General features: G+C 64.9%; 13 protein-coding genes and 1 pseudogene. 10 read left to right on the forward strand and 4 right to left on the reverse strand.

Features of this window, described 5'->3' with window-relative positions; all coding sequences use genetic code 11:
• Window positions 1–65: 65 nt before the first annotated feature.
• Both IEX41_RS12895 and IEX41_RS12900 read right to left on the reverse strand, forming a co-directional pair.
• Window positions 66–638, reverse strand: a complete 573-nt coding sequence (locus IEX41_RS12895; RefSeq protein WP_188790666.1) for a hypothetical protein — start codon at window positions 636–638, stop codon at window positions 66–68.
• Between the two features lie 114 nt (window positions 639–752).
• A complete protein-coding gene (locus IEX41_RS12900; RefSeq protein WP_188790667.1) occupies window positions 753–1970 on the reverse strand; it encodes a HAMP domain-containing protein in 1218 nt (405 codons plus the stop codon).
• 580 nt (window positions 1971–2550) lie between these two features.
• Between IEX41_RS12900 and IEX41_RS12905 the strand changes: the two genes are divergently transcribed.
• From IEX41_RS12905 to arsB, 6 genes and pseudogenes are all read left to right on the forward strand, one after another.
• The gene (locus tag IEX41_RS12905) at window positions 2551–3642 is read left to right on the forward strand and encodes a carboxynorspermidine decarboxylase (RefSeq protein WP_188790668.1); all 1092 of its coding nucleotides are present in this window, start codon (window positions 2551–2553) and stop codon (window positions 3640–3642) included.
• Between the two features lie 41 nt (window positions 3643–3683).
• Window positions 3684–4922: a saccharopine dehydrogenase family protein gene (locus tag IEX41_RS12910; protein WP_188790669.1), complete on the forward strand. Its 1239-nt coding sequence runs from the start codon at window positions 3684–3686 to the stop codon at window positions 4920–4922.
• Between the two features lie 335 nt (window positions 4923–5257).
• Window positions 5258–6091, forward strand: a complete 834-nt coding sequence (locus IEX41_RS12915; RefSeq protein ID WP_188790670.1) for an arsenate reductase/protein-tyrosine-phosphatase family protein — start codon at window positions 5258–5260, stop codon at window positions 6089–6091.
• Window positions 6088–7086, forward strand: a complete 999-nt coding sequence (locus IEX41_RS12920) for an ArsJ-associated glyceraldehyde-3-phosphate dehydrogenase (RefSeq protein WP_188790671.1) — start codon at window positions 6088–6090, stop codon at window positions 7084–7086. The genes IEX41_RS12915 and IEX41_RS12920 overlap by 4 nt, the downstream gene beginning before the upstream one ends.
• A 132-nt stretch (window positions 7087–7218) precedes the next feature.
• The gene (arsJ, locus tag IEX41_RS12925) at window positions 7219–8481 is read left to right on the forward strand and encodes an organoarsenical effux MFS transporter ArsJ (RefSeq protein WP_188790672.1); all 1263 of its coding nucleotides are present in this window, start codon (window positions 7219–7221) and stop codon (window positions 8479–8481) included.
• Window positions 8478–9495, forward strand: a pseudogene (gene arsB / locus IEX41_RS12930) (ACR3 family arsenite efflux transporter). The gene arsJ and the pseudogene arsB overlap by 4 nt, the downstream one beginning before the upstream one ends.
• 294 nt (window positions 9496–9789) lie before the next feature.
• Here arsB and IEX41_RS12935 read toward each other — a convergent pair.
• Complete coding sequence (locus tag IEX41_RS12935; protein ID WP_188790673.1) at window positions 9790–10407, reverse strand: glutathione S-transferase family protein; 618 nt, start codon at window positions 10405–10407, stop codon at window positions 9790–9792.
• A gap of 457 nt (window positions 10408–10864) precedes the next feature.
• On the opposite strand from IEX41_RS12935, the gene IEX41_RS12940 reads away from it, so the two are divergent.
• A complete protein-coding gene (locus IEX41_RS12940) occupies window positions 10865–11782 on the forward strand; it encodes an AEC family transporter (protein ID WP_188790674.1) in 918 nt (305 codons plus the stop codon).
• A 194-nt stretch (window positions 11783–11976) separates the two neighbouring features.
• Here the strand turns inward: IEX41_RS12940 and IEX41_RS12945 are convergent, their stop codons facing one another.
• Window positions 11977–13230 carry a diaminopropionate ammonia-lyase gene (locus IEX41_RS12945; protein WP_188790675.1) on the reverse strand — a complete coding sequence of 418 codons (1254 nt, stop codon included), beginning with the start codon at window positions 13228–13230 and terminating at the stop codon, window positions 11977–11979.
• 283 nt (window positions 13231–13513) lie between these two features.
• On the opposite strand from IEX41_RS12945, the gene IEX41_RS12950 reads away from it, so the two are divergent.
• From IEX41_RS12950 to IEX41_RS12960, 3 genes are read left to right on the forward strand one after another with little or no spacing between them, the layout of a single operon-like run.
• Window positions 13514–14215 (forward strand): GntR family transcriptional regulator, encoded by a 702-nt coding sequence (locus tag IEX41_RS12950; protein WP_188790676.1) that lies wholly within the window; start codon window positions 13514–13516, stop codon window positions 14213–14215.
• A 1-nt stretch (window position 14216) separates the two neighbouring features.
• Window positions 14217–15212 carry an ADP-ribosylglycohydrolase family protein gene (locus IEX41_RS12955; protein ID WP_188790677.1) on the forward strand — a complete coding sequence of 332 codons (996 nt, stop codon included), beginning with the start codon at window positions 14217–14219 and terminating at the stop codon, window positions 15210–15212.
• Entirely contained in the window at window positions 15209–16117 is a 909-nt protein-coding gene (locus tag IEX41_RS12960; protein ID WP_188790678.1) for a PfkB family carbohydrate kinase, read from the forward strand. Before IEX41_RS12955 ends, IEX41_RS12960 begins: the two co-directional genes overlap by 4 nt.
• The last annotated feature ends 63 nt before the right edge of the window (window positions 16118–16180 follow it).

The following is a 16180-nucleotide window of genomic DNA, read 5'->3' on the forward strand; positions in this document are numbered from 1 at the left end:
ACTGAGCACATGACGACGGCCCCCGCGTTGGCGGGGGCCGCTGGGACAAGGGACGGCGCGGTGGGTCAGTAAGTGTTGACCGAAAGCCCGACGAACAGCGCTTCGCTTTCAAAGCGATACCCCGTACGCACGGTGAAGGGCCCGTCCCCGACCTTGCGGTTCAGCGACACGGTCTGATCACTGTAGGTGTCGCTTCCCCCGGCGGTGACGCTGATCGACAGGCCGTCGGTGCCGCCGAACTCGGCGACCGAGAACCAGCTGCTGTCGATGGTGTCATACTGCGCCGACACGAAGACAAAACCGAAGTCCGTCGGCTGGTAGCGTTCCGCGACCACCCGCGCGCCCCAGTCCACGCCTGCATCGCCGTCGCTGGTGCCGATGCTGGGCCCGACCTTGAGCGTACCCACCCCGTCCAGAACGAAATCGCGCGACACGAAGGCACCCGCGCTCCAACCGCCGTCGTAATCGGCGCGGTTCAGGCCGAAGCTGAAGGCCCCGCGCGTGCCGGCGACAACCGCGTCAGTGGTGGAGGTGGTCCTGTCCAGCTGGAAGAAGAAACCATCGGCACGGGCATCGGGCGCCACGAGCACAAGGATGCCGCAAAGCGCGCTGGCGGAAAGGAAACTGGGCTTGGTCATGAACATCCTGTCACCTTGTTACATAGGGCCTGACGGGGGAGAGAAGGCGCTAGAATTCCGCGCCCTGGCCCTGCGCACAAGGCGCAAGGGGCGTTTCTTGTCGGAGCGTTGCTCTCAGGACGCGTCTTCGTAGCGCGAGTTCTTCCACTGTCCGAGAACCTGCGCCCCGATGCTGACCGAGCCGCTCCGTGCGCCGCCCGCGGCCACTGTCGGCAGCGCCGTGTCATTGTGATCGGGATGCACGGACTGGTGACTCGCGAGCATCGCCTGGATGCGCACCAGCGCCCGGCTCAGCATCTCGGCTTCTTTCGAGCTGCGGCTGTCGATCGGATAGTCGTAATCCCCCTCGGCCACGTCGATGGCGGTGGCGGTCAGTGCCTCGATGGGCCTCAGCAGGATCCGCGCCACCAAGAGCGTCGCACCAAGGACGAACAGCGCGGCGATGGTCACCGAGAAGAAGGCGCTCCGCAGGATGTCCGGCATGGTGTTGGTGACGTTGTCACGATCAAGCGTGGCGAACACGCGCCAGCCGAAATCGGGAAGCGCATCGCTGATGAAGTTGGGCGAGTAGGCGAACAGACCCTCCTCGCGCGCCGTCAGGCGGAAGGCGCCGGCATTGTTGATCCCAAGCTCGGCCTGCATGGCAACTGCATCGGGCAGTTCCTCGGGATCGTCGCGGGTGTCCACGAGCGTGTTCCCGTCGCGGTTCTTGACCACCACGTCGATCTGAAGCTGGCGACGGGCCTGAGACAGGAAGTCTGCCACCCATGCCATGCGGAGGCTGTATACCAGCACGCCGGTGACCTCTCCGGTCTGCGCATCGAACACAGGGGTCGACAGGTTGAGCAGCGACTGCCTCTGGTCGGCACCGTCAAGCGGCAGCGTAGAGCTGGAATAGACGTTGCCCACGTTGCCACCACGCAGACCTTCACGGAACCAGCGGCGCTGGCTTACGTCTTCACCTTCGCGCAGCCGGTTCGTGCCCGAGATGATGCGCCCGTCAAGGTCGGCGACCCCGGACCATGCCACCTGCCCGCCGGTCTGCCCCACCGCATCCATGAACTTATTGATATCGGACACGTCCGCGCCCTGAATGTTGCGCGCGACGGCGTTAAGACTGTCCCATTCCCGGCGCAGGGCAGTGTTGAAGCTGAGCCCAATTGCATCGGCCCCACGCAGCACGATTTCCTGCTGGAGGTGAAGCTGGGCGTCCGACGCGCGCTTGACCACGGTGATGGCCACGAAGGCTGCGGCGATGAACACCGCCACCATCACGGTCACCGCCATGCGAGTGAAAGCGCTGGGTGTCGAGCTTTGCTTCAGAACAGGCATTCTGCCCTCCTAGTCTGTCCGAAGCCGCCGGAACTAAGGCGGCTAGATAGTCGTGGTTTACAGAACCTTATTGAACAGCAGAACTAGGCCACTTTGTGTCAAAGCTGGGTCGATTTATCGTTGAGCAACCGGACACAATCGCGATTTGAACCATATAATTCATACACTTGACGCTCCGATCAATGCGTCGAAATGCTCTGAAACGCCTTAAAAATAAAGCCATATTAATACGTTTTAACAACGAATTCGTGATCTGTGGCCGGGGCGCTGAGGCGCTATGGTATGGTGGCGTTCGGCGACAGTTTCGAAGTTGCAGAAGAAGATGGCTGAAAGAGATACTTTCGGAGCCAGCTCGACCACCGAAACAGCCGCCAAAACTTCGAATCGCAGCGGCAAAGGTCCCGCCGCGTCCGGTGGCCAAGGCACCCGCCGGCCCCGTGCCGGTGCCTCCGACCGTGGTCGGCAGGCTCGCCCGACGCGTGGCAAACGGACCTTCCACCGTTGCGAGGTCACACCATAAGCGCTACATGCCCAAGCGACACCGGCAGAACCGTCCCCATCGCGAAAGGCCCCCGCGCGCATGCAGACGCCCTATTATCTCATCGACAAGTCCCGCCTGCTTCCGAATATGGAGAAGATCGCGCATCTGCGCGAGGCCTCCGGCGCCAAGGCGCTGCTGGCGCTGAAGTGCTTTGCCACATGGTCGGTCTTCGACATGATGTCCGAGTACATGGACGGCACCACCTCATCCTCGCTCTTCGAGGTCAAGCTCGGGCGCGAGAAGTTTCCCGGCGAGACCCACGCCTATTCCGTGGCATGGGCCCCCGAGGAAATCGACGAAGTGCTGACCAGCTCGGACAAGGTGATCTTCAACACCGCCCAGCAGCTTCAGCGCTTCGAGGAAAAGTCCCGGGGCCACACCCGAGGCCTGCGGGTGAACCCCGGCGTGTCGACCTCGGGCTTCGATCTTGCGGACCCGGCGCGCCCGTTCAGCCGCCTTGGTGAACACGCTCCCGAGGATATCGAGCCCGTGGCCGACCTCATCAGCGGCTTCATGTTCCACAACAACTGCGAAAACGCGGATTTCGAACGCTTCGACGCCATGCTGGGCATGATCGAACAGCGTTTCGGCCATCTCATCCGCCGCATGGATTGGATCAGCCTCGGCGGCGGCATCCACTTCACCGGCGAGGGCTATCCCCTGGACAAGCTGGCCGAGCGGCTCAAACGCTTTGCCGGCACCAACGAGGTGCAGGTTTATCTCGAGCCCGGCGAGGCGGCGATCACCAACTCCACCACGCTGGAGCTGACGGTGCTCGACACGCTTTTCAACGGCAAGAACCTTGCTATCGTCGATAGCTCCATCGAGGCGCACATGCTCGACCTGCTGATCTACCGTGAGAACGCCAAGATGCAGGAGAGCGGCGATCAGGAGTGGATGATCTGCGGCAAATCCTGCTTGGCCGGGGACATCTTCGGTGAGTTCCGTTTCCCAAAAGGACTGAAGGCGGGCGACCGGATTAGCATTGACGATGCAGCCGGTTACACGATGGTCAAGAAAAACTGGTTCAACGGCGTCCAGATGCCCTCCATCGCCATCCGGGAACTGGACGGGACCGAACGGCTGGTCAAGGCATTCACCTACGACGATTTCGCGGCTGCCCTGTCGTGAGCAATTGCCCGGAAACGGGCCTCATCCAAGGGAGTTCTGATTTGAAGAAGAACGTTCTCATCATCGGCGCCGGTGGCGTCGCGCAAGTGGTGGCGCACAAATGCGCCCAGCACGCTGACGTGCTTGGCGATCTGCATATCGCCAGCCGGACCGTGTCCAAATGCGATGACATCATCGCCTCCGTCCGGGCCAAGGGTCACGACTGCGCCTTCACCGCCCATGGCGTGGACGCCACCAAGTCCGCCGAGGTGGCTCAGCTCATCCGTGACACGGGCGTGCAGATTGTCATCAACGTGGGCACAGCCTTCGTGAACATGCACGTGCTCGACGCCTGCATTGAAACCGGTGTCGCCTACATCGACACGGCCATCCATGAAGAGCCCGACAAGATCTGCGAAACCCCGCCGTGGTATGCCAACTACGAATGGAAGCGCCGCGAGGCTTGCGCCGAAAAGGGCGTGACCGCGATCCTTGGCGCGGGCTTTGATCCGGGCGTGGTGAACGCCTATGCGCGCTTCGCCATCGACCAGATGGACGAGGTGAAAAGCATCGACATCGTCGACATCAACGCAGGGTCGCACGGCAAGTATTTCGCCACGAACTTTGACCCCGAGATCAACTTCCGAGAATTCACCGGCGTGGTCTATTACTGGGAAGACCAGCAGTGGAAAGAGACGACAATGTTCGCCTCTGGCCACGAATGGGATCTGCCGGTGGTCGGCCCCTCCAAGGCCTACCAGTCCGGCCATGACGAGGTGCATTCGCTGGCGACCAACTATCCGCAAGCCGACGTGCGCTTTTGGATGGGCTTTGGCGATCACTACATCAACGTCTTCACCGTGCTGAAGAACATCGGCCTTCTGTCCGAGCAGCCGGTCAAGATGGCCGACGGCGGCGAGGTGGTGCCGCTCAAGGTGGTCAAGGCCTGCCTGCCCGACCCCGCGTCGCTGGCGCCCGAGTACACGGGCAAGACCTGCATCGGCGATCTGGTGAAGGGCACGAAGGACGGCGAAGAGGTCGAGCTCTTCGTCTACAACGTGGCCGACCACAAGGACGCCTACGAGGAAGTGGGCTCGCAGGGCATCTCCTACACCGCGGGCGTGCCCCCGGTTGCGGCGGCCATGCTGGTGGCCAGCGGCGAATGGGACGCCAAGGCCATGAAGAACGTCGAGGAACTGGACCCCAAGCCGTTCTTCACCCTTCTGGACCGCATCGGCCTGCCGACCCGCGTGCTCAAGGGCGGGCTCAAGGGCGAAGACATGGCCTGGACCGACCTCTGAGATCTTCCGGCAGGCGGCCCCGCGCCGCCTGCTGCCATGCCGCGCCGCGCCCCTTGCCTGGGCTCGCTTTCGGTGGATCGGCTGCACGATCTTGGCGGGCTTTTCACCTGACATCTCGGCGCCTGCCACGGATCGCCCGATTGCATTGTGGCGCCATCGCTCCGCCATTTGGTCAATATCCGCCTCCCATTCGCAGATATTTTCGCCTCCAGCTTCCGGCACTGCGCCCAACGAGCTAGGTGGGGCTGGTTATCCTGCTCTACACCAGTCAGCTTGCCCCCCTGTTACAAAAGCTTCACTTGGCAGTCGCCCTTTATTTCATTAATTCATGAAATATGGAAAAAGAAATCCCTGAGCAGCTAGCTACCCTCGGCCACCCAACGCGTCTTTCGCTGTTCCGCCTGCTCATGCGGCGCTATCCGGACCGTGTTCCCGCAGGTGAGCTGGCCGCCACGCTCGAGGTCAAGCCCAGCACCATGTCTGCCTACCTGTCTACCCTGCAAAAGGCCGGACTGGTGGTGCAGGAACGGGCTGGAACATCCCTTCTCTACACCGTCCAGATGACGAACGTGCAGCGCCTCATGGGCGCGCTCTGGGGAGATTGCTGCCGGGGCCGGCCGGATCTTTGCCCTCCCGGCTATCGCGAACCATCGTCCATGCACCATGAAAAATACAACGTCCTGTTCATCTGCACGGGCAATTCCGCCCGCTCGATCTTTGCCGAAGCATTGTTGCGCCAGATCGCGGGTGACAGGTTCAACGCCTTCTCCGCCGGCACCCGTCCCGGAACGCAGCTGAACCCATTCGCGGTGCAGGTGCTGCGGGACAAGGGCCACGACATCGCGCCGCTACGGTCCAAGACGGTGGACGATTTCACCAGGCCCGATGCCACGCGCTTCGATTTCATCTTCACCGTCTGCGACCAGTCCGCCAACGAGGACTGCCCCGCATGGGAGGGCCAGCCGGTGAGCGGCCACTGGGGCATGCCCGATCCTGCGCAGGCCACCGGCACCGACGCCCAAAAGGCCCTCGCCTTCCAACAGGCCTACGGCGTGCTCAAGCGCCGGATCGAGGTTTTCACCGCTCTGCCAATCGCCCAGCTCAACCGCATCGCACTGCAACGCGCCGTCGACGATATCGCCCGCACTGCCCCGGAGGCCCTCGCATGACCACCTACGCACTCAATGGCCTTGGCCGCATGGGCAAGCTTGCCCTCAAACCCCTGCTCGAAAGCGGCGCAAGGATAGCATGGATCAACGACGCCGTCGGGGATGCGGAGATGCACGCCCACCTCTTGGAATTCGACACGGTGCACGGGCGCTGGGTTGCCACCTTCTCCCATGACGACGGCAGCGTGACCATCGACGGCACTAGGCTCCCCTTCATCGGTACCGCGAAAATCGAAGACCTGCCTCTCGATGGCGTCGACGTGGTCATTGACTGTACCGGAGTCTTTAAGAGCGAAGCCGCGCTCGCCCCCTATTTCGCCGCCGGCGTGAAAAAGGTGGTGGTCTCGGCCCCCGTGAAGGACGGCCCCACCGCCAACATCGTCTACGGCATCAACAACCACAGCTACGACCCCGCGCGGCACAGCATTGTCACCGCCGCGTCCTGCACGACGAACTGCCTCGCCCCGGTGGTCAAGGTCATGCACGAGACCTTCGGCATCCGCCACGGGTCGATCACCACGATCCACGACGTGACCAACACTCAGACCATCGTGGACCGCCCCGCCAAGGACCTGCGCCGCGCCCGCTCGGCGCTGAACTCGCTGATCCCAACGACGACCGGCAGCGCCACGGCCATCACGCAGATCTTCCCCGAGCTCAAGGGACGCCTCAACGGCCACGCCATTCGGGTCCCGCTGCTCAACGCGTCGATCACTGACTGCGTCTTCGAACTGAGCCGCGAGACCACAGCCGAGGACATCAACGCCGCCTTCGAGGCCGCCGCCGCGGGCCCCCTCAAGGGCATCCTCGGGTTTGAGACCCGACCGCTTGTCTCCGCCGACTACACCAACGATCCGCGCTCGAGCATCATCGACGCCCCCTCGACCATGGTGGTGAACGGCACCCAGGCCAAGATCTACGCCTGGTACGACAACGAATACGGCTACGCGATGCGTCTTGCGGACGTGGCTCTTATGGTCGGTGCGTCGCTCTGAGCGGCACGCCCCGACCTTCCGCCCTACGGTTACGGCCTCTGGGCCTCCCGCACGACCCCGCCCCCTTTCTCTTTTAGAATACGCAAAACCCGGCCCTTCAACCAAAGCCGCGCCGACACTCCGGGACCAGACATGACAACCAACGCCTCCCGCCCCGAGGGCCTTGCCGCCTATGCCGCGGTCACCGCCGCCTACTGGGCCTTCATGCTCACCGACGGCGCGCTGCGGATGCTGGTGCTGCTGCAATTCCACGCGCTGGGGTTCAGCCCCGTGCAGCTAGCTTATCTTTTCGTGCTTTACGAGATCGCGGGCATGGTCACCAACCTTGCCGCTGGGTGGATCGCCGCGCGCTTCGGGCTGACCTCGACGCTCTACTCAGGCCTTGCCCTACAGGTAGCGGCACTGCTGGCGCTGACGCAGTTCGAGCCTGGCTGGGCCATCGCCACATCGGTCGCCTTCGTGATGTGCGTGCAGGGTGCCAGCGGGGTCGCCAAGGACCTTGCCAAGATGTCATCCAAATCCGCCGTCAAGCTGCTCGCCCCGTCGGGCGGAGGCCTATTCCGCTGGGTCGCGCTTCTCACCGGCTCAAAGAACGCGGTGAAGGGCCTTGGATTCCTCATGGGCGCGGCGCTTCTGGCCACGGTGGGCTTTAGCGGCGCGGTGCTGGCCATGGCGCTGGTGCTGGCGGTGATCCTCGTGGCGGTCATGGTCTTTATGCCCTCGGGCCTGCCGCGCGGCCGCAAGGGCGCGAAATTTTCGGAGGTCTTCTCAGACAGCGCCAACGTCAACTGGCTTTCGGCGGCGCGGGTGTTCCTGTTCGGCGCGCGCGACGTGTGGTTCGTGGTGGGCATCCCGATCTACTTCTACGCAGTGCTGTCTGACGGATCCGAGGCAGGCAATCGCGCCGCCTTCTTCATGATCGGCACTTTCATGGCGGTCTGGATCATCCTCTACGGCGCGGTGCAGGCCGCCGCCCCGCGCCTCCTGCACGCCGCCCGCAGCCCCGAGGTCGATTTGGTCCGCGCCGCCCGTGGCTGGGCCGCGATGCTGGCCGTGGTGCCCGCCATCCTCACCGCCGCCGTGCTGGCAAGCGGCGGCCCCGCGCCGTGGCTTACCGTAACGCTGATCGTGGGGCTGCTGGTGTTCGGGGCGCTCTTCGCCGTGAATTCCTCGCTGCATTCCTACCTCATCCTCGCCTTTACCAAATCCGAGCGGGTGACGATGGACGTCGGGTTCTACTACATGGCCAATGCCGGGGGGCGGCTTGTCGGCACAGTGTTGTCGGGACTGACATACCAGCTGGGGGGACTGCCGTTGGTGCTTGGCACCGCCACGGTGATGGTCGCCCTTGCGGCGCTGATCTCGGGCAGGCTGACAGCGAAAGACCTGAAATGAACCACTTCGAACGCTTCCCCTCCCTCTGGGTGGCCCTTGCCATGATCGCCGGCATCACGCTTGGCGCACTTTCCCCCGGCCTCGTGACCGCTCTCGCAGGGGCCAGGATCGCCAGCATCAACCTCGTGGTGGCGGTGCTGATCTGGGCCATGGTCTACCCGATGATGGTCGGCGTGGACTTTGGCGCAATCAAGGGTGTGGCCAAGCAGCCCAAGGGGCTGATCCTCACGCTGGTGGTCAACTGGCTGGTGAAACCCTTCACCATGGCGCTGCTCACGGTCCTGTTTTTCGAGCATGTCTTCGCGCCCTTCATCGCTGCCGAGGACGCGGCGCAATACATCGCGGGCCTCATCCTGCTGGGGGCCGCGCCTTGCACCGCCATGGTTTTCGTCTAGAGCCAGCTCACGAAAGGGCGATTCCACCTACACGCTGGTGCAGGTGTCGGTGAACGATCTTATCATGGTGGTGGCCTTCACGCCCATCGTCGCCCTGCTGCTGGGCGTGACCGAGATCGCCGTGCCGTGGCAGACCCTCATGCTGGCCACAGTGCTCTACGTCGCTCTGCCGCTTGTGGCGGGGCTGCTCACCCGCCGCAGTCTCGGCAGCCCTGATGCGATTGAGCGCTACTTGGCCCGGATCAAGCCGCTCCCGGCGATCGGGCTCGTCATCACTGTGGCGCTTCTGTTTGCACTTCAGGGCGAGGTGATCCTGTCGCGCCCCGGCGTCATCGCTCTTATCGCGGTGCCGATCCTGATCCAGAGCTACGGCATCTTCGCGCTGGCCTATGGCGCGGCATTCTTGATGAAAGTGCCGCACCGCATCGCCGCCCCCTGCGCCATGATCGGCACGTCGAACTTCTTCGAGCTGGCGGTGGCCGTGGCGATCAGCATTTTCGGCCTCAACTCCGGCGCGGCGCTGGCCACGGTGGTTGGGGTACTGGTCGAGGTGCCTGTGATGCTGTCGCTGGTCGCCTTCGCCAACCGCACCCGCGCGCGGTTTCCCCAAGGCAACTGAACGGGCCGAGCCGCACGAAAGCAGAGGGCGGCGCGGGTCCCTTCGTCGCACCTGGCTCGCGTCCACGCCTGCCTGCCAAAGCCTGCCTGTGCCTAAGCCTGCCTGTGCCTAAGCCTGCCTGCCTGCCAAAGCCGACACGCGGCAGATAACCTGCATGATCCTTGGACAGGAGCAGATAGCTCTGCCCTTTTCGTCAGAAGCGTTGCCTCTGACCGGCCGACTGCGCTGAAGCGGCCATTCTCTGCGGCTGGCCCGAGCGTCGGTTATGCGGACGAAGCTGCCGCTCCCTGCAAGTCAGGTCAACTCTGTCATAACTGCCTTGCGATAGGTTTCGCGTTGCGAAAGGCGGTCGTACCACGACTCAAGCGCAGGCAGGTCAGGGCGCTCGATTGGCATATTGAACCAAGCATAGGCAATACAGCCCAGCGGGATATCTCCGATCCCCAGGGTTTTGCCCGACAACCACGGCCTCTGGGCGAGAGCCTCGTCCGCGACCTTCATCAAGCCGGCGCACTGTTCCTGCCCTCGCAGCATCGCTGTTTCATCGCGCGTCTCCGGCGTGCGACGAACCATATTCCAGAACAGATCGCGGAAAGGGACCGCGAATGAAAGGGATGCCCAGTCCATCCACTTGTCAGCAACGGCCCAGGTTCTTACATCCGCCGCGGCAAACCCACCAGAACCATATTGCCGGGAAAGGTATCGGACTATGGCATTGGATTCCCAAAGTACCAGCGATCCGTCCTGAAGACATGGAACCAGCCCATTCGGGTTAAGCGCACGAAACTCCGGCGTGGACACGACGCCAAAGGCGCCCCCTGCGGGGACATGCTCATATTGCAAACCCAGCTCTTCCGCGCACCAGAGCACTTTGCGAACGTTGGTTGAACTGCCCCGTCCCCAGATTTTCATGACCTATCCCTTGCTTGATGTTTGCGCCTATACGCCGACGTTCATTGGCATGAAAGGGCTCGAAGCTGACCTTCGCTGCATGGGGCAGGAACGGCAGCATCGGGCGCTGACGAATGCCACGCGGCCCGTGAGAGGCAAACCTTTCTGACGAGAGAGGCCATCTCGGCGCGGAGCAGAGCTTCCGCATCTCTATTTTAAAACGATATTTCCCCTGCCCGAGAGGCAGGATTTTGTGACCCCTGCCAATCCTGTGGCGCCTTCGTGCGGCTCCGCGTTTCACCTCGTCTCGGTCTGTCCGGTTGCCCGGTCGCAGCGCAACCGGCACAGCGCCGCCGTGCCACCATAAAGCCCAGCGACTGCGGCTCCGCACCCGGCGTGATGGCACTGGCGGGACGGGGTACTTCCATACTTCTTGCCCCCCTGCTAGGCACGAGCGGTCTACCTTGGAAGCCCTTCGATGACCGACCGTATCCTGCTGGCCCTCCTGCCCATCGTGCTCATCATCGCGATGGGTCAGCTGATGCGCCGCCGCCGCTTCCTCGAGGAGCGCTTCTGGCCACAGGCCGAACGCCTGAGCTACTACGTCCTGCTGCCCTGCCTGTTCTTTAACGGTCTCGCCACGGCGGATCTTGGGGATATCCCCGTCACGCGGCTGGCGCTTACGCTCATTAGTGCGACGTGCATCGTGTCCGCCCTCGTGGTGCTGGCGCGGCCCGCCTTCCGGGTGGACGGCCCGGCCTTCACGTCAGTTTTCCAAGGCAGCGTGCGGTTCAACAACTACGTTGGCGTCACGCTAACCACTGGCCTGTTCGGAGCCGCCGGTCTGCCGCTGGCGGCAATCAGCAATGCCGCGCTGGTCCCCACGGTCAACATCCTTGCCATCCTCGTCTTTTCACGCTTCGGCATGGCAGGCCTGAGCCTGCGGGGCATCGCGGTGCAGCTTGTCACCAACCCGCTGCTGGTGGCCTCCTTCGCAGGCATCGCCTTTCAGGCCTCGGGGCTGCACATCCCCGCCGGGATAGAGCCCGCACTGCGCGCCCTCGGCAGCGCATCGTTGCCACTAGGGCTGCTCTGCGTCGGTGCGGCGCTGGACTTTTCCACCGCGAAGCAATGGGTGGGGCCGGTGCTGCGCTCGTCCGTGGTCAAATTCGCACTGCTGCCAGTCGCAACCCTGCTCAGCGCCACCGCTTTCGGGCTCACCGGGGATGCGCTGACCACCGCCCTGCTGTTCCAGACGCTGCCCACCGCGTCCTCGGCCTATATTCTCGCCCGGCAGCTTGGGGGCGACGCGCCGCTGATGGCCGGGATCATCGCGACCCAGACCATCCTCGCGCTGGCCGCCCTGCCGCTGGCGCTGCTGATGCTGCTGCCCTGACGGCGTGCCCACGGCAGCACCCTTGATGGCTATGCTGCCCCTCGACGCTTGCAGCTCCGCGAGGTCACGAACCCACGGTCACACCCTGCGGCCAAACAAAATGAGGCCGCCCCGTTCATCCCCCGGATGCTCAGTCCAGATGCGGTGCCATGGATCTCAGGACCGCCACAGGCGAAAGCGTCCTGAACCCTGCGTTACGCCTCGCCTGACCGCACCGCCGCCGCATCCGCGCCGACGAGCGCCTCGTAGACTTCCGGGTCCGTGTCGCCCTCAGTTCCGAAGACCAGCACCCGCGACGCGTCGGTCAGTCCCAGAATCTTCCTCGCCTCAGGGACGCGCATGGCGGCCGCGAGCCCGGCCAGCCCAGCCACGGCGCTTTCGCCGGCCACGAGCGGCACATCGCCGCCGTCGGGCCGCGCGAGCAGGCGCATGAAGGCAACCGCCGAGGCGTCGGTCACGGTCATCACCGCATCGCCGTGGTCACGCAGGATCTGCCATGAAAGGGCCGACACCTCGCCGCAGGCCAGCCCCGCCATCAGCGTATCGAGATCCCCGCCAACCGCCGCAGGCGCGCCCGCGCGGAAGCTTTCCAGCCAACAGGCCGCTTGGTCCGGATCGCACAGCACGATCTCGGGGCGAGCCATGCCCCAGCGCCGCACCGCGAGCGCCGTCACCGCCGCCGCCATGCCGCCGACGCCGGTCTGCAGGAAGATGTGAGTGGGTGGTTCGGGGAGAGCGTCGAAAGCCTCGCACGCCATGACCTCGTAGCCCTGCATCACGTCCTTGGGGATCTCGGTGTAGCCTTCGTAGGACGTGTCTGAGACCACGAACCAGCCCTCACGCGTCGCCGCGTCCTGCGCCTCGCGCACACTGTCATCGTAATTGCCGCTGCAGCGGCGGACCTCCGCGCCATAGGCCTCGATGGCAAACTTGCGGCCCTCGGAGACATGGGCATGGATGAAGATCACGCAGGCACAGCCGAACGTCTGCGCCCCCCAAGCCACCGACCGTCCATGGTTACCATCAGTGGCGCAGCAGACGGTGATCCGCGCCGCCTCCTCGGGAAACGCACGCTGGGTCACGTCCTCCATGGTGACCTCGCGCCCGAGCCTCTCCGACAGCTGACGCGCCAGTAGCCGGGCAACGGCATACGCGCCGCCAAGCGCCTTGAAACTGCCCAGACCGAAGCGGAGCGCCTCGTCCTTGTACCAGACCTGCGCCACACCAAGCCCGTCGGCCATCCCCTCGAGGGCTACCAGCGGCGTGGGTGCATAGCCCGGCCAGCCGGTGATCGTGCTCCGGGCGGTGCTCAGCCCCACGTCTGACAGGATGGCATCCTGCGCCGCAGTCCAGGGCAGATGACGCCCCGCGGCATGGTTGAGCCGAAGCGTGAAGGCCTCGGTGGTGCCGGGGTGGCAGGTCAACTCGCCGGTCGGATCGTGGGACATGGGGCCTCGCGTTTTGGTCTGTGAAGGAGGCGCCAAGCGGAAGGCGCCGGATCGTGCCATTGGTCGGCACAGCGCGGTTCTTCGTCAAGCAGATCGGCAGGCCGCCGGTTCATGAACAGCGGCAGTAGCGACCCCCGCCCGGGCAGCAGTAGCGCCTCCCGCCCGGGCATATGTCGGTGCCATTCATGCAGACTGTGGGAAGAAACGGATCGGCCCCCATGAAGTTTTTCCGAGACAGACCTGTCTGAACCTGTCTAGCATACATTATCAGACAGGATTCTTCATGCGACAGGCTTCCATCGAATCGAAATCCGACCGGATCGCCCGCGTGCTCGAGGCTGAGATCCGCATGGGCGCCCTTCGGGATGGCGATCCGCTGTCCAGCGAGGCCGCCCTCGTGGAGCGCTTCAACGTCTCGCGCAGCACCGTACGCAAGGGGCTGGGGCTGCTGGCCGCCAAGGGGCTGATCCTGACGCGGGTGGGCATAGGATCCTTTGTCACCTACCGGGGCACCCAGATCGACAGCCAGGCGGGTTGGAGCCTGTCGCTGCCAGACGGCGACGCCCGGCTTGGCATGCGCATACTGCGCATCGTGCGGGCGCCCATGGATCTTTGCGCCCCAGGCCCCGAAGGCGAAATGCTGCACGTCGACCGCATCCGCTTTCTGGAGGCGACGGGCCTCGGCCTCACGTTTGAGCGGGCACGGCTGCCATGGCGCGGATCGTTCGAACCTCTTCTGGACGGGCTCGAGGGTGGATCACTGTCGCAGAGCCTTGCTTCGCGGGGGATTTCCGCAGCCAGCGGCGAGGAATGGGCAGGCGTGCTTCCCGCCCTGTCGACCGAGGATGCGCAAGCCATGGGTCGCACCCCGGGCGAGCCGATGCTACGGCTTCGCAGGCTCACCCGCGATGCGGGTGGCGCCGTCATCGAATATGTCGAGAGCCTGCTCGACCCGGGCCAGTTCGGCCTGCACATGGAGTTCTGAGATGCCCCGCGACGCTCTGTCCCTTGCCGAAACCCGCGCGCTGGCCGCCCTTCAGGGCCTTGCAGTGGGCGATGCGCTGGGGATGCCCGCTCAGACCCTTCCCCGGTCCGAGATCGCCGCGCGGTATGGACGCATCACCGGCTTCATCGCCCCCTTTGATGGCCACCCGGTCAGCCATGGCCTCAGCGCCGCGCAGATCACCGACGACACCGAACAGACGCTGCTGCTGGCCCGCCGCCTTATGTCCACTCCGGACGCCTTTGACGATGCAGGCTGGGCGCAGGATCTGCTGGACTGGGAGGCGGGCATCCGCGCGAAGGGCCTTGCGGACCTGCTCGGCCCGTCTTCCAAGCGCGCCATCGAGGCGCTGCTGGCGGGCACCCCGCCCGAGGAAACCGGCCTGCGCGGCACCACCAACGGCGCCGCCATGCGCATCGCCCCGGTGGGCATCCTCGAACCGGCGAAGCCTGCCCGCATTGCCGCCCGCGTCGCCCGCACCTGCCGTGTGACCCACAATACCGGCGAGGCCATCGCCGGGGCCGCCGCGGTGGCCATGGTGGTGAGCTGCGGCTTGGATGGCATGGGCTTCGACGCGGCGCTGGACCCGGCGCTGGCCGCCGCCCGCGAAGGCCAGACCCTCGGCAACCCGGTGGGCGAGCCGGACATGGCGGGCCGCATCGCGCTGTCTCTGACACTTGCGCAGACCGGCGATCCCGAGGCGCTTTTGGCGCAAATCGGCAGTTCGGTCGCAAGCCGGGAAAGCGTGCCCATGGCTTTCGGACTCTTGGCATTGGGCAAGGGCGATCTCTGGGCCAGCCTCCTGATGGCCGCCAACATCGGCGATGACACGGACACCATCGGCGCCATCGCGGGCGCCATGGGCGGTGCCACCGGCGGCAGCCTGCCCGATACAGCCATCTCGGCGGTCGAAGAGGCCAACGCGCTGGACCTCGCGCCGCTGGCATCCGCCCTCGTGACGCTGCGGGACGCCGCATGAGCGCGCTGCTGCAAATGACCGGCCCGGTGGCCGACCTTGTCTACAGGGTGCGCGCGATCCCCGAGCCGGGGACCGAGGCGGTGGTGACCGGTTTCGGCATGACCGTGGGCGGCGGGTTCAACGCACTGGCTGCGGCCCGCGCCGCCGGAATGGAGGCCATCATGGGCGGCAGCGTCGGCACCGGGCCCTTTGGCGATCTTTGCGCCAATGCGCTGGCGGAACGGGGCATCGCCTTGGCCCGCCCCCGGCATGCAACGCGAGATCAGGGCTGCTGCACCGTTCTGCTCGAGCCGGATGGCGAGCGCAGCTTCGTCGCATGGCCCGGCGCCGAGGGGCAAATCACCGCCGAAGCGCTGGAGCCCATCGACCTTGGCGCGGTCTCATGGGTCATGCTTTCGGGCTACACGCTGCATTACCCCGGGGCGCGGGAGGCGCTGACCAGCTGGATTGACGCACTTCCCAAGAGCATCCGTTTCCTCTTCGATCCCTCGCCCATGATCGCTGAACTGCCCAAAACGCTGCTGGCCCGCATCCTCACCCGCGCCGACTGGATCAGTGCCAATGGAGCCGAGGCCGAGGCCCTCACCGGCCTGCCCGCCGCTCGCGCCGCCGAGGCTCTGGCGCAGGGGCGCGAGGGGGCCATCGTCCGCATCGGTGCGATGGGCTGCCTGCTGGCAACAGAATATGCACTCCATGAAATCCCCGGCCATCCCGTCGAGCCCGTCGACAGCAATGGCGCTGGGGATTGCCACATCGGCAGTTTCATCGCCGAGCTGCAGCGCAGCGATGATGCCCTGCTCGCCGCCCGCTACGCAACCGTCGCCGCCGCCCTCTCGGTCATCCGCGACGGCCCCGCCACGCCCCCGTCCCGTGCGGAGGTGGAGCCAATCCTCCACGCCGCCTGAACACAAGACCAACCAAAGCCAGAAGGCCCATAACGGCCCCAGACCCCAGCAAGGAGACGACCC

Origin of the sequence: Salipiger pallidus, assembly GCF_014643635.1 — a bacterium.
Taxonomy (GTDB): domain Bacteria; phylum Pseudomonadota; class Alphaproteobacteria; order Rhodobacterales; family Rhodobacteraceae; genus Salipiger; species Salipiger pallidus.